Here is a 21,366-nt window from a genome sequence, read left to right as displayed (position 1 = left end):
GTCTGCGGCGCGCCGTTCAACCAATGCAAAACGAAAGACAAACATCATGTCGATGAGATCTGAATACTGCGGTCTGGTGACCGAAGAACTGCTGGGCCAATCCGTCTCGCTGTGCGGCTGGGTAAGCCGCCGCCGCGACCATGGCGGCGTCATCTTCATCGACCTGCGCGATCGCGAAGGGCTCGTTCAGGTCGTCTGCGATCCGGATCGCGCGGACATGTTCAAGATTGCCGAAGGCGTGCGCAACGAGTTCTGCGTGCAGGTCAAGGGCGTCGTGCGCGGTCGTCCGGAAGGCACGACCAACGCGTCGCTGAAGAGCGGCAAGATCGAAGTGCTGTGCCACGAGCTGATCGTGCTGAACGCGTCGGTTACGCCGCCGTTCCAGCTCGACGACGACAACCTGTCGGAAACCACGCGTCTCACGCATCGCGTGCTCGACCTGCGCCGTCCGCAGATGCAGCACAACCTGCGTCTGCGCTATCGCGTCGCGATCGAAGTGCGCAAGTACCTCGACGAGCAGGGCTTCATCGACATCGAAACGCCGATGCTGACGAAGAGCACGCCGGAAGGCGCGCGCGACTACCTCGTGCCGTCGCGTACGAACCCGGGCCAGTTCTTCGCGCTGCCGCAGTCGCCGCAGCTGTTCAAGCAGTTGCTGATGGTCGCGAACTTCGACCGTTACTACCAGATCACCAAGTGCTTCCGCGACGAAGACCTGCGCGCCGACCGTCAGCCGGAATTCACGCAGATCGACTGCGAGACCTCGTTCCTGTCGGAGCAGGAAATTCGCGATCTGTTCGAGGCGATGATCCGCCACGTGTTCAAGACGACGATCGGCGTTGCGCTCGACGAGAAATTCCCGGTCATGGAATACGCGGAAGCGATGCGCCGCTTCGGTTCGGACAAGCCGGACCTGCGCGTGAAGCTCGAGTTCACCGAGCTGACCGACGCGATGCGCGACGTCGACTTCAAGGTGTTCAGCACGCCGGCCAACACGAAGGACGGCCGCGTCGCGGCGCTGCGCGTGCCGAAGGGCGGCGAGCTGTCGCGTGGCGACATCGACAGCTACACGGAATTCGTGCGCATCTACGGCGCGAAGGGCCTCGCGTGGATCAAGGTCAACGAAGCGGCGAAGGGCCGTGACGGTCTGCAAAGCCCGATCGTCAAAAACCTGCACGACGAAGCGCTGAAGGCGATCATCGAGCGCACCGGCGCGCAAGACGGCGACATCATTTTCTTCGCGGCGGATCGCGCGAAGGTCGTCAACGACAGCCTCGGCGCACTGCGCCTGAAGATCGGTCATTCGGAGTTCGGCAAGGCCAACGGTCTCGTCGAGTCCGGCTGGAAGCCGCTGTGGGTCGTCGACTTCCCGATGTTCGAATACGACGAGGAAGACAACCGCTACGTCGCCGCGCATCATCCGTTCACGAGCCCGAAGGACGAGCACCTCGAGTACCTCGAAACAGACCCGGCGCGCTGCCTCGCGAAGGCCTACGACATGGTGCTGAACGGCTGGGAAATCGGCGGCGGCTCGGTGCGTATCTATCGTGAGGAAGTGCAGAGCAAGGTGTTCCGCGCGCTGAAGATCAACGCGGAAGAAGCGCAGGCCAAGTTCGGCTTCCTGCTCGACGCGCTGCAATACGGCGCGCCGCCGCACGGCGGTATCGCGTTCGGTCTGGACCGCATCGTCACGATGATGGCCGGCGCCGACTCGATCCGCGACGTGATCGCGTTCCCGAAGACACAACGCGCGCAGGATCTGCTCACGCAGGCGCCGAGCGAAGTCGACGAGCGCCAGCTGCGCGAGCTGCACATCCGTCTGCGTTCGCCGGAACCGAAGGCGTAAAACCGTGGCCGCTTCTCGCGGCCGCAAAAAGCCACACGAGCGAAACGAAAAGGCGCTGAGGTGTTCTCCACCTCAGCGCCTTTTTCATTTTTTGCGTTACAGTGAAGCCACCGCTTTTCCGACCCTTTCGACCGTCATCCGACATGTACCGCGCGTCGCGTCGCGCCCAGTTTTGAGCCATGCCGAAACCGCCGAAAATTCCGCAGTCCGTCCTCGTCATCATTCATACGCCCGCGCTCGACGTGCTGCTGCTCGAACGCGCCGACCATGCCGCGTTCTGGCAGTCGGTAACGGGTTCGAAAGACCGGCTCGACGAACCGCTCGCCGACACGGCGGTGCGTGAAGTCGGCGAGGAAACCGGCATCATGATCGGCGGCGCGCTGGTGCCGCGCAGCGCGTTGTTCGACTGGCAGTACTCGATCGACTACGAGATCTACCCGGAATTTCGTTACCGCTACGAAGCGGGCGTGCTCTACAACACCGAGCACTGGTTCAGCCTGCAGGTACCCGAGCGTATCGACGTGTCGCTCGCGCCGCGTGAACACACCGCCTATATGTGGCTGCCGTATGAAGAGGCCGCATCGCGCTGCTTTTCGTCGTCGAATGCCGATGCGATCCTGCAGTTGCCGCGCCGCCTCGCCGCGCGCCCGATCGACCCCCAATCCGGCCAGCTGGCCGGGGAGCGTGGCCAGTGAGCGCAGGCGGTTCGGGCCGTCTCGCGCGTCTGCGGCATACGTTGCTCGGCCGTCGTTACTTTCAGCGCTACCGCTTCACCGGCAACAACCAGGTCGAGCTCCTGCGCTCCGGCGACGACTTCTTCGACGCGCTGATCGAGCGCATCGATGCTGCAGAGCACAGCGTCGCGCTCGAAACCTACATCTTCTGCGACGACGAAGCCGGCCACGCGGTCAGCGAGGCGTTGCTGCGCGCGGCCGCGCGCGGCGTCAGGGTGCGCGTCATCACCGACGGCATCGGCACCGCACGCCTGAAAATGTTCGAGCAATGGCCGGCGGGCGGCATCGAGCATCGCATCTACAACCCGCATCTGTTCGGCCGCTTCGGCTTTTCGCGCACGCACCGCAAACTGGCGGTGATCGACGATCGGATCGCGTATTGCGGCGGCATCAATATCGTCGATGACTTCGAGAACAACGGCGAGAAGCTGCCCTACCACCGCTGGGACTTCGCGGTCGAACTGCGCGGGCCGGTGGTCGCTGACGTGCGCGACGCGATCGAGGTGCAGTGGCGGCGGATTCGCCTCGGCCATCGGCCGCTCGATTCGTTCAGGCCAGACGTGTCGTCGCAGGACGCCAACTCGCTCGGCAGTCTGCGCCGGCGCCGGCGGCGCCGCAACGAGGAGCTGTGGGCCGGCGGCGAGCCGTGCGTCGCGTTCGTCGCGCGCGATAACCTGATCAACCGCCGTGCGATCGAAAAGGCCTATCTGGCCGCGATCGGCCAGGCACGCCATGAAATTCTGCTGGCGAATCCGTACTTCATGCCGGGGCGCAAGCTGCGCCGCGCGCTGGTGTTCGCGGCGCGGCGCGGCGTGGTCGTGAAGCTGATCATCGGGCGCAAGGAGTTCAAGGCGCTCGATTACGCGGTGCCGTTCCTGTACCACGCACTGCTGCGCGCGGGCGTGCAGATCGCCGAATACGAGAAGACGCTGCTGCACGGCAAGGTCGCGGTGGTCGATTCGAACTGGGGCACGGTCGGTTCGTCGAATCTCGATGCGCTCAGCCTGATGCTCAACAACGAAGCGAACGTCGTGCTCGTCAACGATCTGTCGATCGCGAAACTTCGCGATGCGATTCTCGATGCGTTCACGGACGCGCGCCGGATCGATGAAGCGCACTACGAATCGCGACCGGCGCGCTTGCGCGCGCTGAGCTGGCTCGCGTACACGAGCTACCGGGTCGCGATGAAACTGCTGACGGTGGGCGGCTACGATTGACACCAATAGAACACGCGCGCACTCGTCGGCAACCGTCAATACAAGGCAAACGCCTCTAAAAAATCTCATTGATCTGATGGTCGAAAGCCGCAAAATTAGAGGCCGGTTAGAAACCGGTTTCTAATAAAGTCCTTGTTTCGGGGACGGCAAGCACTCAATAATAGTACGGCCGTTCGATTTTTAATTCGGTCACATTAGAACGGTAGAACAGCTATGCGAAAAGGCGAACAAACCCGAGCCGCGATTCTCGACGCAGCACTCGATCTGGCAAGCCGAGACGGACTGGAAGGTCTGACGATTGGCCTGCTCGCCGAGCGCATGCAGATGAGCAAGAGCGGCGTGTTCGCGCATTTCGGGTCGCGCGAGGATCTGCAGGTCGAGGTCGTGCGCGAATATCACCGCCGTTTCGAAGACGAGGTGTTTTTCCCGAGCCTGCGCGAGCCGCGTGGTCTGCCGCGCTTGCGCGCGATGATTTCCCGCTGGTTCGAGAAGCGCATTCAGGAAGTCACGACCGGATGCATCTACATCAGCGGCGCCGTCGAATACGACGATCGCGCGGACAGCCAGGTGCGCGAGCAACTGGTGTCGAGCGTGACGACGTGGCGTGCGGCGCTCACGCGCGCGATTTCGCAAGCGATGGAAGAAGGGCATCTGCGCGCCGATACCGACCCGCAGCTGATGCTGTTCGAACTGTATAGCGTCACGCTCGGCCTGCATCACGACGCGCGCTTCCTGCATTTGCCGGATGCGGTGCGCCTCACGTGGGCCGCGCTGGAAAAACTGATTAATTCGTATCAGAGCGAAAGCCGTTAGCGGCGTCGCCGGAACTTACCGGAAACGCGCGGCGCACAAGGTCCCTACACGGACCCGGCCAACGGCCTGGCTTTTTGTCAATCCAGGGAGAGGAAGTCATGGGACAGTACGCCGCGCCGCTGCGCGACATGCAATTCGTGTTGCACGAACTGCTCAACGTCGAAGCCGAACTTCGGCACATGCCGAAGCACGCCGATCTCGATGCCGGCACGATCAACGCGGTGCTCGAGGAAGCCGGCAAGTTCTGCTCCGAAGTGCTGTTCCCGCTCAACCACAGCGGCGATCAGGAAGGCTGCACGTATGCCGGCGACGGCGTCGTGACCACGCCGAAGGGCTTCAAGGAAGCCTATCAGCAATACGTCGAAGCCGGCTGGCCGGCGCTTGGCTGCGACCCGGAATACGGCGGTCAGGGGTTGCCCGCGTTCGTCAACAACGCGCTCTATGAAATGCTGAACTCGGCGAATCAGGCGTGGACGATGTATCCGGGCCTGTCGCACGGCGCGTACGAATGCCTGCACGCGCATGGCACGCCGGAACTGCAGCAGCGCTATCTGCCGAAGCTCGTCGCAGGCGTATGGACCGGCACGATGTGTCTGACCGAGCCGCATTGCGGCACCGACCTCGGCATTCTGCGCACCAAGGCCGAGCCGAACGGCGAGGGCTCGTACTCGATCAGCGGCACGAAGATCTTCATCTCGAGCGGTGAACACGATCTGGCGGAGAACATCGTTCACCTCGTGCTCGCGCGTCTGCCGGACGCGCCGAAGGGCACCAAGGGCATATCGCTCTTCATCGTGCCGAAGTTCGTGCCGAACGAAGCAGGCGAGCCCGGCGAGCGCAATGGCGTCAAGTGCGGCTCGATCGAGCACAAGATGGGCATTCACGGCAACGCGACCTGCGTGATCAATCTCGACAACGCGAAGGGCTGGATGGTCGGCGAGCCGAACAAAGGCCTGAATGCGATGTTCGTGATGATGAATGCCGCGCGTCTCGGCGTCGGCATGCAGAGCCTCGGCCTCACCGAAGTTGCGTATCAGAACTCGCTCACCTACGCGAAAGAGCGTCTGCAGATGCGTTCGCTGACCGGTCCGAAGGCGCCGGAGAAGGCCGCCGATCCGATCATCGTGCATCCGGACGTGCGCCGCATGCTGCTCACGCAAAAGGCCTACGCCGAAGCCGGCCGCGCGTTCTCGTACTGGTCGGCGCTGCAGATCGACAAGGAGCTGTCGCATGCCGACGAAGCCGAGCGCAAGGAAGCCGCCGACCTCGTCGCATTGCTCACGCCGATCCTGAAGGCGTTCCTGTCGGACAACGCGTTCGAAGGCACCAATCACGCGATGCAGATCTACGGCGGCCACGGCTTCATCGCCGAATGGGGTATGGAGCAGTACGTGCGCGACGCGCGCATCAACATGATCTACGAAGGCACCAACGGCATCCAGTCGCTCGATCTGCTCGGCCGCAAGGTACTCGGCGACATGGGCGCGAAGCTGAAGAAGTTCGGCAAGCTCGTCGCCGAGTTCGTCGAAGCCGAAGGCATCAAGCCGGAAATGCAGGAGTTCGTGAACCCGCTCGCCGAGATCGGTGAAAAGGTGCAGAAGCTGACGATGGAAATCGGCATGAAGGCGATGCAGAACCCGGACGAAGTCGGCGCCGCGGCCGTGCCGTATCTGCGCACGGTCGGCCATCTGGTGTTCTCGTACTTCTGGGCGCGCATGGCACGTATCGCGCTGGACAAAGAGGCATCGGGCGATCCGTTCTACAAGGCGAAGCTCGCGACCGCGCGGTTCTACTTCGCGAAGCTCCTGCCCGAAACGGCGATGACGATCCGCCAGGCGCGGGCCGGTTCGAAGCCGATGATGGACGTCGAAGAAGCGTTGTTCTAACGCTCACAGATAGGGTGAGGCGCCCGCGCGCAGCGAACCCGCGCTGCCTCGCTCCAGACCACACACCTCGCGCGAAGCATGGCTGACGCTTCGCGCCACCGCACAACTCTCCGGAGAAACGACGTGAGCAATCTGATCATTCGCAAGGTAGCCGTGCTCGGCGCCGGCGTGATGGGCGCGCAGATCGCCGCGCACCTGATCAACGCCAAGGTGCCCGTGCTGCTGTTCGATCTGCCCGCCAAGGAAGGCCCGAAAAACGGCATCGCGCTGAAGGCGATCGAGAATCTGAAGAAGCTGTCGCCGGCGCCGTTCGGCGTGAAGGACGACGCGCAATACATCCAGCCCGCGAACTACGACGACGACATCGAAAAGCTCGCGGAGTGCGACATCGTGATCGAAGCGATCGCCGAACGCATGGACTGGAAGCACGACCTGTACAAGAAGGTCGCGCCGCACATCGGTCGGAACGCGATCTTCGCGACCAATACGTCGGGGCTGTCGATCACCGCATTGTCCGAAGGTTTCTCGGACGAACTGAAGGCGCGCTTCTGCGGGGTGCACTTCTTTAATCCGCCGCGCTACATGCATCTGGTCGAACTGATCCCGACCGCGACGACGCGTCCGGAAATTCTCGATCAGCTCGAAACCTTCCTGACTAGCGTGGTCGGCAAGGGCGTCGTGCGCGCGAAGGACACGCCGAACTTCATCGCCAATCGCGTCGGCGTTTTCTCGATCCTCGCGGTTGTCGCCGAAGCCGAGAAGTTCGGCCTGCGTTTCGACGAGGTGGACGACCTGACTGGCGCGCGCCTCGGCCGCGCGAAGTCGGCGACGTTCCGCACCGCCGACGTGGTCGGTCTCGACACGATGGCGCATGTGATCAAGACGATGCAGGACACGCTGCCGGACGATCCGTTCTTGCCGGTCTACGAAACGCCGGCCGTGCTTGCTGAACTGGTGAAGAAAGGTGCGCTCGGCCAGAAGAGCGGCGCTGGCTTCTACCGCAAGGAAGGCAAGGCGATCAAGGTGCTCGATCCGAAGACCGGCAACTACGTCGACGGCGGCGGCAAGGCAGACGAAATCGTCGGCCGCATCCTGAAGCGCCCGGCTGCCGAACGCCTGAAGCTGTTGCGCGAAACGCAGCATCCGCAGGCGCAATTCCTGTGGTCGATCTTCCGCGACGTCTATCACTACATCGCCGTGCATCTGGAGTCGATCGCCGACAACGCGCGCGACGTCGATCTCGCGATCCGCTGGGGCTTCGGCTGGAACGAAGGCCCGTTCGAAGGCTGGCAGACGGCCGGCTGGAAGCAGGTCGCCGAGTGGGTGCAGCAAGACATCGCGGCGGGCAAGGCGCTCGCCAACGTGCCGCTGCCGTCGTGGGTGCTCGAAGGCGCGGTCGCCGACAAGGGCGGCGTGCACACGGCCGAAGGTTCCTGGTCGCCGGCTACGCAGAGCTTCGTGCCGCGCTCGTCGCTCGACGTGTACAGGAAGCAGGTGTTCCGCGCGCCGCTCGTCGGCGAAACCGGCGCCGATCCGAAGACCTACGGCAAGACGCTGTTCGAGACCGATGCGGTGCGCGCATGGGTCGACGATCGCGCGGGCGAGGACGACGTGCTGATCGTGTCGTTCAAGAGCAAGATGAACACGATCGGACCGGCGGTGATCGAGGGTCTGACGCAGGCGATCGAACTGGCCGAGAAGGACTACAAGGGCCTCGTCGTGTGGCAGTCCACGTCGCTGAAGCTCGGCACGCCGGGCGGTCCGTTCTCGGCGGGCGCGAACCTCGAAGAAGCGATGCCCGCGTTCATGATGGGCGGCGCGAAGGGCATCGAGCCGTTCGTGAAGAGTTTCCAGCAGGGCATGCTGCGCGTGAAGTACGCGAACGTGCCGGTGGTTGCGGCGATCTCGGGCATCGCGCTCGGCGGCGGCTGCGAGCTCGCGCTGCATAGCGCGAAGCGCGTCGCGCATATCGAGAGCTATCTGGGTCTCGTCGAAGTCGGCGTGGGCCTGGTGCCGGCGGGCGGCGGCCTGAAGGAAGCGGCGCTGCGCGCGGCCGAAGCGGCAAGCCAGGTTGGCGCGACCAACGATCTGCTGAAGTTCCTGCAGAAGTCGTTCGAGAACGCGGCGATGGCGAAGGTCTCGTCCTCGGCGCTCGATGCTCGCGCGATGGGCTACCTGAAGCCGTCCGACACGATCGTCTTCAACGTGTTCGAACTGCTCGACGTCGCGAAGAAGGAAGCGCGCGCGCTTGCTGCTGCGGGCTACCGTGCGCCGCTGCGCGCGACACAGGTGCCGGTCGCGGGCCGCTCGGCGATCTCGACGATCAAGGCGTCGCTCGTCAACATGCGCGACGGCCGCTTCATCAGCGATCACGATTTCCTGATCGCGAGCCGCATCGCGGAAGCGGTGTGCGGCGGCGACGTCGAAGCGGGCAGCCTCGTCGACGAAGAATGGCTGCTGCAACTCGAGCGTCGTGCGTTCGTTGAACTGCTCGGCACGCAGAAGACGCAGGAACGGATCATGGGCATGCTGCAGACCGGCAAGCCGGTGCGCAACTAAGCGGTTTGCCGACAAAGGAGATTCACAAATGGCAAAGCAATTGCAAGACGCATATATCGTCGCCGCGAGCCGCACGCCGATCGGCAAGGCGCCGCGCGGCATGTTCAGGAACACGCGCCCGGATGAACTGCTGGTTCACGCGATCAAGTCGGCCGTCGCCCAGGTGCCCGGCCTCGACACCGGCGTGATCGAAGACGCGATCGTCGGCTGCGCGATTCCGGAAGCGGAGCAGGGCCTGAACGTCGCGCGGATCGGCGCGCTGCTCGCCGGTCTGCCGAACACGGTCGGCGGTGTCACGGTGAACCGCTTCTGCGCGTCGGGACTGACCGCGCTCGCGATGGCCGCGGACCGCATCCGGGTCGGCGAGGCGGACGCAATGATCGCGGGCGGCTGCGAATCGATGAGCATGGTGCCGATGATGGGCAACAAGCCGTCGCTGTCGCCGCATATCTTCGATCGCAACGAAGACGTTGGCATCGCATACGGCATGGGCTTGACCGCCGAGAAAGTCGCCGAGCGCTGGAAGATCAGCCGCGAAGCGCAGGACGCGTTCTCGGTCGAATCGCACCGCCGCGCGATCGCCGCGCAGCAAGCCGGCGAATTCAACGACGAAATCGCCGCGTACACGATCACCGACCGCGTGCCCGATCTCGCGACCGGCGAGATCAACGTGAAAACGCGCGAGGTGAAGCTCGACGAAGGCCCGCGCGCGGACACGTCGATGGAAGGCCTGGCGAAGCTGCGCGCGGTGTTCGCGAACAAGGGCTCGGTCACGGCGGGCAACAGTTCGCAGACCTCGGACGGCGCGGGCGCGTTGATCGTCGTGTCGGAAAAGATCCTCAAGCAGTTCAACCTGACGCCGCTCGCGCGTTTCGTCAGCTTCGCGGTGCGCGGCGTGCCGCCGGAAATCATGGGCATCGGCCCGAAGGAAGCGATTCCGGCCGCGCTGAAGGCTGCGGGGCTGAAGCAGGACGAGCTCGACTGGATCGAGCTGAACGAGGCGTTTGCCGCGCAGTCGCTCGCGGTGATCCAGGACCTCGGCCTCGATGCATCGAAGATCAACCCGCTCGGCGGCGCGATCGCACTGGGCCATCCGCTTGGCGCGACGGGCGCGATTCGTGCGGCGACCGTGGTGCACGGCCTGCGCCGCCGCAACTACAAGTACGGCATGGTGACGATGTGCGTCGGTACCGGCATGGGCGCGGCGGGCATCATCGAGCGTCTGTGAGCCGCTGATCTCACCGGGGATCCTTCGGTGATCCAGTGAGGACCGCGCAACGGTTCGCAGGCCGCCCGGCTTGCGAACCGTTTTTACATTCAGCAGGAGCACAAGGAGATGAGCGGGATGACGACGGATATTCTGGTCGAGCGCGCCGATGCGGTGCTGACCATCAGCTTCAATCGGCCCGGCAGGAAAAACGCGATCACGGCCGCGATGTATCAGACGATGGCCGACACGCTCGTAGAAGCGCAGGGCGACGCGTCGGTGCGCGCGATCCTGATTCGCGGCAGCGCGGGCATTTTCAGCGCGGGCAACGATCTCGAAGACTTCATGAAGACGCCACAGGTCGGCGGCAACCCCCCGGTGATCCAATTCCTGCGCGCGATCAGCGCGGCGGAGAAGCCGCTCGTGGCGGCGGTTGCGGGGCCGGCGGTTGGCGTCGGAACGACGCTGCTGCTGCATTGCGATCTGGTCTACGCGGCCGACACCGCGAGCTTTTCGCTGCCGTTCACGCAACTCGGGCTGTGCCCGGAGGCTGCGTCGAGCTTGCTGCTGCCGCGCGTAGCCGGCTATCAGGCGGCGGCGGAAAAACTGCTGCTCGGCGAGGCGTTCGACGCGGCGGAAGCGCTCCGGTTGGGCCTGGTGAATCGCGTCCTGCCGGCGGGCGAAGTCGACGCGTTCGCGGCGGCGCAGGCTGCGAAGCTGGCGGCGCTGCCGGCGTCGTCGCTGCGCGTGACGAAGAGCCTGATGAAACGCGCGAGCCAACAGGAAGTGCAGACGCAGATGACCGAGGAGTTCGTGCACTTCGGCAAGATGCTGCTCGCGCCCGAGGCGCGCGAGGCTTTCAAGGCGTTCTTCGAGAAGCGCAACCCGGATTTCCGGCAGTTCGACTGAGGGACGTACGGCGCAGCCGTGCTTCGGGGCGGGTTTGCCGTGAGTCGCCGCTGCGCCGCTTCAATCGCTCAAACCCGCGGCTGCCAGGTGTCGTAATCGACGTAGCTGCCTTCGCGGCAGAAGCTCACGAGCCGCACGCCCGCCTCGCGCGCAATCGCAATCGCGAGCGACGACGGCGCCGAGATCGTCGCGACCATCGGCACGTCGACGCGCGCAGCCTTGCGCACCAGTTCGTAGCTCGCGCGGCTCGACAGAAACACGAAACCGTCGCGCGTATCGGCGCGCTCGAGCACGAGCTGGCCGATCAGCTTGTCGAGCGCGTTGTGGCGGCCGACGTCTTCGAACGCATAACGGATCGCGCCTTGCGCATCACACCACGCGGCCGCGTGCAGGCCGCCCGTCAAACGCGTGAGCGCCTGGTGCTGGGGCAGCGCGCGCGCGGCGCGCGCGATCGCATCGGGCGCGAGCCGCTGCAGAAAGCCGGTATTTGCTACACGCTGCGGTTTCAAATCGAGCAGATCAATGCTTTCGATGCCGCATACGCCGCAGCCGGTGCGCCCGGCGAGCGCGCGGCGCTTTTCCTTCAGACCGGCGAACGCCTGCTGCACGACCTGCAATTGCACCTCGGCATGCGGCAGTTCGCCGTGCCCGTGCAGTTCGACCTCGATGTCCTGAATATCGCTGCCGCGCTCGACGATCCCCTCGGAAATCGCGAAGCCGACCGCGAACGCTTCGAGATCGCGCGGTGTGCACATCATCACCGCGTGCGAGATGCCGTTGAACACCAGCGCGACCGGCCACTCCTGGCCGACGTGATCGGTCGCGGTTTCGATCGCCGTGCCCCGATGGCGGCGCACCTCGAGTTGCACCGCGCCGGGTTGTTCGTCGCTGTCGAGGTCGTGGGGCTGGCCGTTTGCCGCCTCGGTTGCACGTCCGTTTTCCTGTCCGTTCAAGCTGCTTCACTCCTGTAGCATGCCGCGCGACGGCGGCCCGCCCGGCTCGCCGTATGCTTCGCGGCCGCCGCCGCGCGGGCCGCCGTCGCGCGAATAAGGTTCTAAAATACATCAAGCGACGCCCGTACGCTGTCCGCCACCGACAAGGAGCACTGACATGGGACTCAACGAAGCACCGCTTCTGTTCGACTTCGAAGTCGCGTCTTCGGAGAATTTCACTTATATCCCGATGTCGGTGCGCTTCAATCTCGACCGGTTCGGGCTGCGCATCACGCTCGCGCAGTGGCAGCAACTGCCGCTCGAAGACCGCAAGCTGCTCGCGCGTTTCCCGGTCGAAGAAGACACGCAAATCGAACCGAATTTCGACCACGCGCTGTTCGAGATGCTGCGCACGCACGTGAACATCGAACCGGAGTGGTTCACGCCGGAGGAGTCGCCGGCCTGGCGACAAACCGACAGCGTGCCCGACGGCGTCGCGCATCAGGCGGGGCTCGCCGGACTCGCCGCGCCGAGCGTCGCGCGCTGGGCGGAGCTCGATCCATTCAAACGTTACGTGCTCGCGAAGCTGTCGCGCAAGCCCGAGGCGAACCACGATTTCGTCCCGGCGATGAAGGAATTTGGCGCGGCCGGCTAGGCGCGGCCGGCTAGGCGCGGCCGGCTCCGCAACTCCCCCCAATCCTCAGATTTTTTTCACGCCGACCCTCAACCCGCTTCCGATCGCTGCCGATATCCAAAGGTTGGCGCGTAAAAGATTTGCATCGATGCGGCGCGACGCACCGGTAGCGAGCGCGCTCTCCCGCCCTCGGAACGATTGACGTTCGGAACCCATGAATCCTTTTTTGTCGAAGCGACTGCTGATCAATATTGCGGTCGTGGTCGTCGCGGTCGGTGCAAACGCGTTCGTCGCGTACACGCAGATTCGCGGGCAGCGAGACGCCGATGCGCGCCTCGCGCGCTCGACCAGCGTGCGCCAGAACCTCGATGCCTATCACGCCGCGCTTGGTAAAGCGCTCGCCGCGGTGCACCGCCTGAAGGAATCGGGCGATCCGGTCCCGCCGGACGCGGCCGCTTCGATGACGAACACGCTCGCGAGCCGCGAGGATGCACTGCGCGACGAGCTCGCGAGCGAACCGTCCATGTCGGCGGCGCTCGCCAGCCTGAGCGCGGCGCGGCACGCGCTGCAGCACGATCTCGAGGACACGCTGCGCAACCACGCGAGCGACTTACCCGGCCCGGCCAGCGCGACGTCGGGCGCGGCATCGACCGAAGCACCGATCTCGGCCCACGACGACGCGCGATTCGACCCATCCGTCGACTCCGCGCCGTCCGACCCGCAGCTTGCCCCCTCGCTAGAGCGTGTCGAAGCCGCGCTCGCCTCTTTGCGCAGCGACGAAAACCGTTCGTTGCAGATCGCGCTCGCGGCATCGGCGAGCGACAGCCAGCGCGCGATGTTCGTACTGCTCGTGACGATGCTCTGCGGCAGCGTGCTGCTGATGCTCACGTTCGGCGTGCGCGAGAACAGCGCGCGTGAAAAGCTGCGCAGCGCCCGCGCGCTGGCGCGCAACGACGAGCGTTTTCGCAGCCTGTTCGACGATCACAGAGTGCCGATGTACATCTTCGATCGCGATACGCTGCGCTTTCTCGCCGTCAACGCTGCCGCGATCGAGCAATACGGCTACACGGAAAGCAAGTTTCTGGGCATGACGATCCGCGCGATTCACCCTGATTCCGAAGTTGCGCGCCTCGAGAAGCATCTGGCGCGCAGCGCGGACTTGCGCCAGAGCCACACGATGGCGGGCATCTGGCGGCATCGGCGCAACGACGGCTCGATCATCAGCGTCAACGTGTCGTATCACGCGCTCAGCTTCATGGGCCGCGACGCGTCGTTCGTGCTGGCGGACGACGTGACCGATCAGATCAACGCCGAAGCCGAAGCGCTGCGCTCGAATCAGATGCTCGAAGCGGTGATCGACAACATTCCGCAGCGGATTTTCTGGAAGGATCTGAACTCGCGCTATCTGGGCTGCAACATGGCGTTCGCGCGCGACGCGGGGCTCGCGTATCCCGAGCAGGTGATCGGCAAGAGCGACACCGATTTGCCGTGGCGCGCGTTCGCCGACCTGCTGAACGAGCACGATCGCGAAGTCGCGAGCACCGGCGTGCCGAAGATGAACTTCGAGGTCGACTTCGTGATCGACGGCGTGCATCGCACGAGGGTCACGAGCAAGCTGCCGTTCACCGACGGCGACGGCCGGGTGATCGGCGTGCTCGGCTCGTACACCGACATCACCGAGCAAAAGCGCGCCGATCTCGCGCTGCGTCTGCAAAGCCGTGCGCTCGACGCGAGTGTCAACGCGATCCTGATCACCGCGCCGTCGCCGTCGGGCAATCTGATCGAATACGTGAATCCGGCGTTCATGCGTATCACCGGCTACGATCTCGATGAGGTGATCGGTCACGACTGCCGCGTGCTGCAGCGCGACGACCGTGACCAGGAGGGCGTCGCATTGATTCGCGAGGCGCTCGCGGCGAATCGCGAGGTCAGCGCCGTGGTGCGCAACTATCGCAAGGACGGCGCGCTGTTCTGGAATCAGCTGTTCATCGCGCCGGTGCCGAACGCGGAAGGCGTGATCACCCATCATATCGGCGTCATCAACGACGTGACCGAGCTGATCCGCTACCAGGAGCAGCTCGAATACCAGGCCAACTACGACGGCCTCACGCGGCTGCCGAACCGCAACCTGCTGCGCGACAGGCTCGAACATGCGCTCGTCGTCGCGCAGCGGCATCACACGGGCGTGGCAGTCGTGTTCCTCGATCTCGACGGCTTCAAGAACGTCAACGACAGCCTCGGCCACAGCGTCGGTGACCGGCTGCTCAGCGTGGTCGCCGAACGGCTCGCGCGCTGCTCGCGCACCAGCGACACGGTTGCGCGCCACGGCGGCGACGAGTTCGTGATCGTGATGACCGACACCGTCGACGAGCAATCGCTGATCACGTGGATGGAGCGCGTGCGCGCGTCGATCGCCGAGCCGGTGTGGCTCGACGGCACCGAGCTGTACGTCGGCTGCAGCATGGGCGCGAGCCTGTTCCCGCAGGACGGCGAGGACGCCGAAACGCTGATGAAGAAGGCCGACGTCGCGATGTACCGCGCGAAGGACCTGGGCCGCAACACGTTCCAGTTCTATCAGCCGGAGATGAACGCGAGCGCGGGCGCGCGCCTGAATCTCGAACGACGCCTGCGCCGCGCGCTGCGCGACAACGAGTTCCTGCTGCACTATCAGCCGCAGGTCGATATCGTCAGCGGCCAGATCGTCGGCATCGAGGCGCTGGTGCGCTGGCGCGATCCGGAGGCCGGCCTCGTGCCGCCGTCGTCGTTCATTCCGCTTGCCGAGGAAAGCGGGCTGATCGGGCCGCTGTCGGAGTGGGTGCTGCGCGAGGCGTGCCGCCAGAACAAGGCGTGGCAGGATCAGGGCTTGCCGCCGGCGCGCGTGTCGGTGAATCTGTCGGCGCGGGTGTTCCAGCAGCGCGACATCGCGAAGCTCGTGATGCAGGTGCTCGCCGAGACCGGGCTCGAACCGAAGTATCTCGAACTCGAGCTGACCGAAAGCACGATCATGCGCAATGCGGAAGAAGCGGTGTTGATGCTCAACGAGCTGCACGCGCTCGGCATCGGTCTCGCGATCGACGACTTCGGCACCGGCTATTCGAGCCTCAGCTATCTGAAGCGCTTTCCGGTGGACCGCCTGAAGATCGACCGCTCGTTCGTATCGGATATCGGCGTGTCGGGCGACGACGAGACGATCACGTCGGCGATCATCGCGCTCGCGCATTCGCTGAAGCTGCAGGTGATCGCCGAGGGCGTGGAAACGTCCGCGCAACTCGACTTCCTGAGGGAACGCGCGTGCGACGAGATGCAGGGCTTCTATTTCGCGAAGCCGCTATCGACGGAAGGGATCTCCGAACTGCTGCACGGCGGCTTGGTGCCGGAGCTGGAGCCGGCGTGAAGGGAGCGTGACGCGCGGCGCCCAAGGTCGCCGCGTGTCACCGCGGGTCGCGTCAAACGCCGGTCACTCCGCTGGCGTGTCTTTGAATACCGGCAGGCTTTCCGCGAACGCGGAAAATTTCTCGAGCCGCGGATGATCGGCCTTGCTGACCGCCTCCGGCAGCATCATGTGCGTGAACTGCCACGCGACGGCGACGGCCACGTCCGCCGCGCTCAACTGCTGCTGCGTGTCCGGCAGCGGCCCTTCGCCCAACTCGCGTTCGAGTTCGGCATAGGCGGCGAGCAGTTGCGCTCGCACGCGCTCCACCCACGCTTCATGCTGCTTCTCCTGCGGTCGCAGATTGCGCTCGTAGACGATCTGCACGCTCTTTTCGCACGCGGCGAGCGCGAGACCCGTCAGACGCGCGGCGCGCAACGCCGCGTCGGCTTGCGTCGGGAACAGCGGGGTGGGGCCGGCGAGCGTCGCCAGATACTGCAGGATCACCGTCGAATCCATCACGACCGCGCCGTTGTCGGCGACGAGCGTCGGCGCCTTGACGACCGGGTTGATCTTCGCGAACTGCTCGTAGGTGCGGAATACGGAAATCGACTCGTGTTCGAAGTCGAGCGCGAGCAGCTTCATGCAGATGGCGACGCGCCGCACGTACGGCGAGTCGAGCATTCCGATCAGTTTCATCACGTATCCATTAGAAGAGCGACTATCGGGCGCCCGGCCTCGTGCGCTGATCGGCCGAAACGGCTAGCGGGTGGCGCGGCGCGTGACGCATGGAACCGCTAGCTTAAGCATCCTTGCTGGCTCAGTCCAGCACGGGCAGCGCGCGCGGACGGCGGTCGCTGTCGGTGGCGACGTAGGTGAGGATCGCTTCCGTGACCTTGACGACTTCCTGCGACAGGCGCATCCGCTGCGCGTAGACCTCGACCGACACCGTCACCGACGTATTGCCGGTCTTCACGATATCCGCGTAAAAGCTCAGCAGGTCGCCGACGAACACCGGCTGCTTGAACAGGAACGAATTGACCGCGATCGTCGCGACCCGTCCATTCGCGCGACGGCTTGCCGGAATCGAGCCGGCGATGTCGACCTGCGCCATGATCCAGCCGCCGAACACGTCGCCGTGAATGTTCGCGTCCGATGGCTGCGGCATCACGCGCAGCGCGCAAGGCTTGGAAGGAAGTTGAAGAAGATCGGTCATCGGGACATCCTTGGGAAACGTGTTCGAGTGTATTGACGCGCACGGCCCGAACGGCTGGGCCAGCCCGGCCACAGGCCGCGGAAAGCGCCGCCAGCTGGCTTCTGCGACAATACGGGGGATCAGGAATTGTACGGGAAAGCGCCCAGCCAGGCGCGCGAGCCGCGCCGCTGCGAACTCCGGCAGTTCCACACTCTCCCCACGATTTATGCGCCGCGCTCCTTCGTCAGAACCCTCGCCGATTTCCACCGGACCCCGCAACGACTGGCAAACGATCCTGTCGCTGCTGCCATACCTTGCAACCTACAAATGGCGAGTCGGCATCGCGCTCGGCTGCCTGATCGGCGCGAAGGTCGCGAACCTCGGCGTGCCGATCGTGATGAAGCACATCGTCGACAGTCTCGCGTCGATCCGCCATCTGACCGCGCTCGGCCGCGCGCAGGACGCGCCCGGCATCGTGCTGCTCGGCGGCGTCGGCTTGCTGGTGGTCGCGTATGCAGTGGTGCGGCTGTCCACGTCGTTCTTCACCGAGCTGCGCGAAATACTGTTTTCGAAAGTGACGGAAAGCGCGGTGCGCCAGCTTGCGCTGAAAGTGTTTCGTCATCTGCACGGGCTGTCGCTGCGCTTTCATCTGGAGCGGCAGACGGGCGGCATGTCGCGCGATATCGAACGCGGCACGCGCGGCATCACGCAGCTGATTTCCTATTCGCTGTACAGCATCCTGCCGACGCTCGTCGAAGTCGGGCTCGTGCTCGGCTTTTTCGTCGTCAAATACGAGGCCTATTACGCGATCGTCACGTTCATCGCGCTCGCGGCGTACATCGCGTTCACGGTGAAGGTCACCGAGTGGCGCACGCACTTTCGCCGTACGATGAACGAGCTCGATTCGAAGGCGAATTCGCGCGCGATCGACTCGCTGCTCAACTACGAGACCGTCAAGTACTTCGGCAACGAGGAGTGGGAAGCGAGCCGTTACGACGAAAACCTGAAGCGCTATCGCGCGGCGGCCATCAAGTCGCAGCGTTCGCTGTCGGCGCTCAACTTCGGGCAGCAGGCGATCATCGGCACGGGGCTCGTGTTCATCCTGTGGCGCGCGACCCAGGGCGTGATGGCCGGGCGCCTGACGCTCGGCGACCTGGTGCTGATCAACACGTTCATGCTGCAGCTGTATATCCCGCTGAATTTTCTCGGCGTGGTCTATCGTGAGCTGAAGCAGAGCCTGACCGACATGGACCGCATGTTCTCGCTGCTCGGCGCGCCGCAGGAAGTGCCCGATGCGCCGAATGCGGTGGCTTTGCAGGTCCGCGGCGCGCAGGTGCGTTTCGACAACGTGAGCTTCGCGTACGAGTTTTCGCGACCGATTCTGCACGACGTGAGCTTCACGATCGCTGCCGGCACGACGACCGCGGTGGTCGGCCACAGCGGCTCGGGCAAGTCGACGCTCGCGCGGCTCCTGTTCCGCTTCTACGATCTCGACCGCGCGACGGGCGGCGCGATCCGGATCGACGGGCAGGATATTCGCGATGTCACGCAGGATTCGCTGCGCGCGTCGATCGGCATCGTGCCGCAGGACACGGTGCTGTTCAACGACTCGATCTACTACAACATCGCGTACGGGCGGCCGTCGGCGACGCGCGACGAAGTGATCGCGGCGGCGCGCGCCGCGCATATCCACGAGTTCATCGAGAGTCTGCCGAAGGGCTATGACACGCCGGTCGGCGAGCGCGGGCTCAAGCTGTCCGGCGGCGAAAAGCAGCGCGTCGCGATCGCGCGGACCATCCTGAAGAATCCGCCGATCCTGCTATTCGACGAAGCGACGTCCGCGCTCGATTCACGCTCCGAGCGCGCGATCCAGCATGAGCTCGACCTGATCGCGCGCGAACGCACGACGCTGATCATCGCGCACCGGCTTTCGACGGTCGTGCACGCGCAGCAGATCATCGTGATGGACAAGGGGCGCATCGTCGAGCGAGGCACGCACGCGGAGCTATTGCGCGCGAACGGCCTGTTCGCGCAGATGTGGGCGCTGCAGCAGCGCGCCGCGCAGACCACGGACGCGGTGGAAAGGGCGGAAGCGGTCGGGGCCGGCGAGAGCGCGGCCAAGTAGAGCTCAGCGCGCGCGCAGCAGCCGATCGAGCGCTTCCAGCTGCGCCTGCGTGCCGACGTTTTCCCACACGCCTTCGTACAGCTCGCCGCTCGCGAGCCCACGCGCGATCGTCGCGCGGTAATACGGGCTCAGCGCGCGTCGTGTGCCGCGCGGCAGATCGCGGAACATGCGCGTGTCGTACAGCCCGAAACTGCCGAACGTGAGGCGCGGCTGCGTGTCGAGCGACAGCACGCCGTCGACGAGACCAAAGTCGCCGTTCGGGTGAAACGGCGGATTCGGCACCATCACCAGATGCATGCCGGGCTCGGGCAACGCCTGCAGCGCGCCGGCGTGCGCATGCAGCGCGGCGTAGTCGTAATCGGTGTACACGTCGCCGGCCACCGCGACGAACACGTGATCCGCGCCGTCGTCGGTCAGTAGCGGCAGTGCCTGCGCGATGCCGCCCGCGGTCTCCAGCGCCTCGTGCTCGGGCGAATAGCGCAGTTCGACCTGCCAGCGCGAACCGTCGCCGAGCGCGGCTTCGAGCTGCGCGCCGAGCCACGCATGATTGATCACGATGCTACGGATGCCGGCCCGCGCGAGCCGTTCGATCTGCCACACGATCAGCGGCTTGCCGCCCGCTTCGAGCAAGGGCTTCGGGCACGCGTCGGTCAGCGGACGCATGCGCTCGCCGCGACCCGCGGCGAAAATCATCGCTTTCTTCACGGACATCGTCATCGGTCAGAAGGTATAGCCGATTTCCTGCGCGCGGCCTTCGAGGTCGTCGAGCAGCTTCGCGAACCCGCGCAGCGGCGCGTAACGCTCGGCCACCTTGCGCGCATAGCCGATGAAGCGCGGCAGGTCTTTCATGTAATGCGCCTTGCCGTCGCGGTAGTTGATGCGGCAGAAGAGGCCCAGCACCTTGATGTGCCGCTGCAGCCCCATCCATTCGAGCTGGCGGTAGAACTCGCCGAAATCGGCGTCGACCCGCAGGCCGGTTTTTTTCGCGCGCTCCCAGTAGTACACGAAGCAGTCGAGCTCGAACTCCTCGTCCCAGCTGAGGAACGCATCGCGCAGCAGCGACACGACGTCGTACGTGATCGGCCCGTACACCGCGTCCTGGAAGTCGAGTACGCCGGGGTTCGGCTCGGCGATCATCAGATTGCGCGGCATGAAATCGCGCAGCATGAAGCCTTGCGGCTGCGCGCGCGCGCTCGCGATCAGCAGCGCGAACGTGCGATCGAGCTGCGCGCGCGTTGCGGCATCGACTTCACGGCGAAGGTGCCGGCCGATGAACCACTCGGGCATCAGCTCCATTTCGCGATGCAGGAACGCTTCGTCGAACGGCGGCAGCACGTCTTCGCGCGAGCCGAGCTGCCAGCGGATCAGCGCGTCGAGCGCGTCGCGCATCAGCGTGCGGGCCGCGCGGGTGTCCCCCGCGGCCTGCGCGTCGGTCAGCGCGCCGAGGTAGGACGCGGTGCCGAGATCGGTGACGAGCATGAAGCCCGCGTCGAAGTCCACCTCGAGCACGCGCGGCACGTGCACGCCGGCGGCGTCGAGCAATTGCGCGATCTGCGCGAATTCGCGGCATTTTTCGGGCGGCGGCGCGTCGACGGCGATCAGCGTGGCCGCGCCGTTGCCTTGCGGCGCCTTACCGGCGAGCCGGAAATAACGGCGGAAACTGGCGTCGGACGAGGCCGGAACGATCGTGTCGAGCTCCAGCGCATGATGCGCCGCGTGGCCTTGCAGCCAGGCCTTGAGCAGGGAGAGGCGGGTGTCGGTGAAGTCTTGGGTGGAAGGCAGCGTCATGAAAAGCGGCGGCAAATTCTTGGGGACAACGTCTTGCCATATAATACCCCACGACTTTTTTGACGCGACTCACACGCCAGCTTTCGCGTGCTCCGTTTTACCGCCCGCCTTATCACTCGGCAAATTGGGAATCCAGACGTGCAGCCGACTC

General features: G+C 64.9%; 16 protein-coding genes. 11 read left to right on the top strand and 5 right to left on the bottom strand.

Going from position 1 to position 21,366, the window contains the following annotated elements; translation table 11 throughout:
• The first annotated feature begins 46 nt into the window (after positions 1-46).
• The 8 genes from aspS (at position 47) to G5S42_RS27135 (ending at position 11,171) form a co-directional block, all read left to right on the top strand.
• Positions 47-1,846 carry an aspartate--tRNA ligase gene (aspS, locus tag G5S42_RS27170; protein WP_176109570.1) on the top strand — a complete coding sequence of 600 codons (1,800 nt, stop codon included), beginning with the start codon at positions 47-49 and terminating at the stop codon, positions 1,844-1,846.
• Between the two features lie 179 nt (positions 1,847-2,025).
• Positions 2,026-2,541 (top strand): dihydroneopterin triphosphate diphosphatase, encoded by a 516-nt coding sequence (nudB, locus tag G5S42_RS27165; protein ID WP_176109569.1) that lies wholly within the window; start codon positions 2,026-2,028, stop codon positions 2,539-2,541.
• Positions 2,538-3,797, top strand: coding sequence for a cardiolipin synthase ClsB (gene clsB, locus G5S42_RS27160; protein WP_176109568.1), 1,260 nt, complete (start codon positions 2,538-2,540; stop codon positions 3,795-3,797). The genes nudB and clsB overlap by 4 nt, the downstream gene beginning before the upstream one ends.
• Positions 3,798-4,010: 213 nt before the next feature.
• Entirely contained in the window at positions 4,011-4,610 is a 600-nt protein-coding gene (locus G5S42_RS27155) for a TetR/AcrR family transcriptional regulator (protein ID WP_176109567.1), read from the top strand.
• A gap of 98 nt (positions 4,611-4,708) precedes the next feature.
• Positions 4,709-6,496, top strand: coding sequence for an acyl-CoA dehydrogenase C-terminal domain-containing protein (locus G5S42_RS27150; protein WP_176109566.1), 1,788 nt, complete (start codon positions 4,709-4,711; stop codon positions 6,494-6,496).
• Positions 6,497-6,619: 123 nt separating this feature from the next.
• On the top strand, positions 6,620-9,055 hold the full coding sequence (locus G5S42_RS27145) for a 3-hydroxyacyl-CoA dehydrogenase/enoyl-CoA hydratase family protein (protein WP_176109565.1): 2,436 nt from the start codon (positions 6,620-6,622) through the stop codon (positions 9,053-9,055).
• Between the two features lie 28 nt (positions 9,056-9,083).
• The gene (locus G5S42_RS27140) at positions 9,084-10,283 is read left to right on the top strand and encodes an acetyl-CoA C-acyltransferase (protein WP_176109564.1); all 1,200 of its coding nucleotides are present in this window, start codon (positions 9,084-9,086) and stop codon (positions 10,281-10,283) included.
• A 117-nt stretch (positions 10,284-10,400) separates the two neighbouring features.
• Complete coding sequence (locus G5S42_RS27135; RefSeq protein WP_176109563.1) at positions 10,401-11,171, top strand: enoyl-CoA hydratase; 771 nt, start codon at positions 10,401-10,403, stop codon at positions 11,169-11,171.
• A 68-nt stretch (positions 11,172-11,239) separates the two neighbouring features.
• Here G5S42_RS27135 and fdhD read toward each other — a convergent pair whose 3' ends face one another.
• Positions 11,240-12,124 (bottom strand): formate dehydrogenase accessory sulfurtransferase FdhD, encoded by an 885-nt coding sequence (fdhD, locus tag G5S42_RS27130; protein ID WP_176109562.1) that lies wholly within the window; start codon positions 12,122-12,124, stop codon positions 11,240-11,242.
• 157 nt (positions 12,125-12,281) lie between these two features.
• Between fdhD and G5S42_RS27125 the strand changes: the two genes are divergently transcribed.
• Together G5S42_RS27125 and G5S42_RS27120 are read left to right on the top strand one after the other, a co-directional pair.
• Positions 12,282-12,758 (top strand): nitrate reductase associated protein, encoded by a 477-nt coding sequence (locus G5S42_RS27125; protein WP_176109561.1) that lies wholly within the window; start codon positions 12,282-12,284, stop codon positions 12,756-12,758.
• Positions 12,759-12,951: 193 nt separating this feature from the next.
• Complete coding sequence (locus G5S42_RS27120) at positions 12,952-16,131, top strand: sensor domain-containing protein (protein ID WP_176109560.1); 3,180 nt, start codon at positions 12,952-12,954, stop codon at positions 16,129-16,131.
• A gap of 63 nt (positions 16,132-16,194) precedes the next feature.
• Here the strand turns inward: G5S42_RS27120 and G5S42_RS27115 are convergent, their stop codons facing one another.
• Together G5S42_RS27115 and G5S42_RS27110 are read right to left on the bottom strand one after the other, a co-directional pair.
• Complete coding sequence (locus G5S42_RS27115; RefSeq protein WP_176109559.1) at positions 16,195-16,806, bottom strand: glutathione S-transferase family protein; 612 nt, start codon at positions 16,804-16,806, stop codon at positions 16,195-16,197.
• Between the two features lie 121 nt (positions 16,807-16,927).
• A complete protein-coding gene (locus G5S42_RS27110) occupies positions 16,928-17,323 on the bottom strand; it encodes an acyl-CoA thioesterase (protein ID WP_176109558.1) in 396 nt (131 codons plus the stop codon).
• A gap of 205 nt (positions 17,324-17,528) precedes the next feature.
• Here G5S42_RS27110 and G5S42_RS27105 point away from each other — a divergent pair, with 205 nt between their 5' ends.
• Positions 17,529-19,427, top strand: coding sequence for an ABCB family ABC transporter ATP-binding protein/permease (locus G5S42_RS27105; RefSeq protein WP_176109557.1), 1,899 nt, complete (start codon positions 17,529-17,531; stop codon positions 19,425-19,427).
• A 3-nt stretch (positions 19,428-19,430) separates the two neighbouring features.
• Here G5S42_RS27105 and murU read toward each other — a convergent pair whose 3' ends face one another.
• Together murU and G5S42_RS27095 are read right to left on the bottom strand one after the other, a co-directional pair.
• Complete coding sequence (murU, locus tag G5S42_RS27100; protein WP_176109556.1) at positions 19,431-20,144, bottom strand: N-acetylmuramate alpha-1-phosphate uridylyltransferase MurU; 714 nt, start codon at positions 20,142-20,144, stop codon at positions 19,431-19,433.
• Positions 20,145-20,147: 3 nt separating this feature from the next.
• Complete coding sequence (locus G5S42_RS27095; protein WP_176109555.1) at positions 20,148-21,215, bottom strand: aminoglycoside phosphotransferase family protein; 1,068 nt, start codon at positions 21,213-21,215, stop codon at positions 20,148-20,150.
• Positions 21,216-21,366: the final 151 nt, after the last annotated feature.

It is taken from the genome of Paraburkholderia youngii, from assembly GCF_013366925.1.
GTDB lineage: Bacteria > Pseudomonadota > Gammaproteobacteria > Burkholderiales > Burkholderiaceae > Paraburkholderia > Paraburkholderia youngii.
Note: the sequence above shows the minus strand (reverse complement) of the source record. Positions and strands in the feature narration are given on the sequence as shown.

Excerpts from the sequence above, each read along its gene's own strand:
- G5S42_RS27150 (WP_176109566.1), top strand. The coding sequence starts at position 4,709 with ATGGGACAGTACGCCGCGCCGCTGCGCGACATGCAATTCGTGTTGCAC.
- G5S42_RS27095 (WP_176109555.1), bottom strand. The coding sequence starts at position 21,215 with ATGACGCTGCCTTCCACCCAAGACTTCACCGACACCCGCCTCTCCCTG.
- G5S42_RS27110 (WP_176109558.1), bottom strand. The coding sequence starts at position 17,323 with ATGACCGATCTTCTTCAACTTCCTTCCAAGCCTTGCGCGCTGCGCGTG.
- G5S42_RS27135 (WP_176109563.1), top strand. The coding sequence starts at position 10,401 with ATGACGACGGATATTCTGGTCGAGCGCGCCGATGCGGTGCTGACCATC.
- G5S42_RS27120 (WP_176109560.1), top strand. The coding sequence starts at position 12,952 with ATGAATCCTTTTTTGTCGAAGCGACTGCTGATCAATATTGCGGTCGTG.
- murU (WP_176109556.1), bottom strand. The coding sequence starts at position 20,144 with ATGACGATGTCCGTGAAGAAAGCGATGATTTTCGCCGCGGGTCGCGGC.
- G5S42_RS27125 (WP_176109561.1), top strand. The coding sequence starts at position 12,282 with ATGGGACTCAACGAAGCACCGCTTCTGTTCGACTTCGAAGTCGCGTCT.
- G5S42_RS27155 (WP_176109567.1), top strand. The coding sequence starts at position 4,011 with ATGCGAAAAGGCGAACAAACCCGAGCCGCGATTCTCGACGCAGCACTC.
- G5S42_RS27115 (WP_176109559.1), bottom strand. The coding sequence starts at position 16,806 with ATGAAACTGATCGGAATGCTCGACTCGCCGTACGTGCGGCGCGTCGCC.
- G5S42_RS27105 (WP_176109557.1), top strand. The coding sequence starts at position 17,529 with ATGCGCCGCGCTCCTTCGTCAGAACCCTCGCCGATTTCCACCGGACCC.
- nudB (WP_176109569.1), top strand. The coding sequence starts at position 2,026 with ATGCCGAAACCGCCGAAAATTCCGCAGTCCGTCCTCGTCATCATTCAT.
- aspS (WP_176109570.1), top strand. The coding sequence starts at position 47 with ATGTCGATGAGATCTGAATACTGCGGTCTGGTGACCGAAGAACTGCTG.
- G5S42_RS27140 (WP_176109564.1), top strand. The coding sequence starts at position 9,084 with ATGGCAAAGCAATTGCAAGACGCATATATCGTCGCCGCGAGCCGCACG.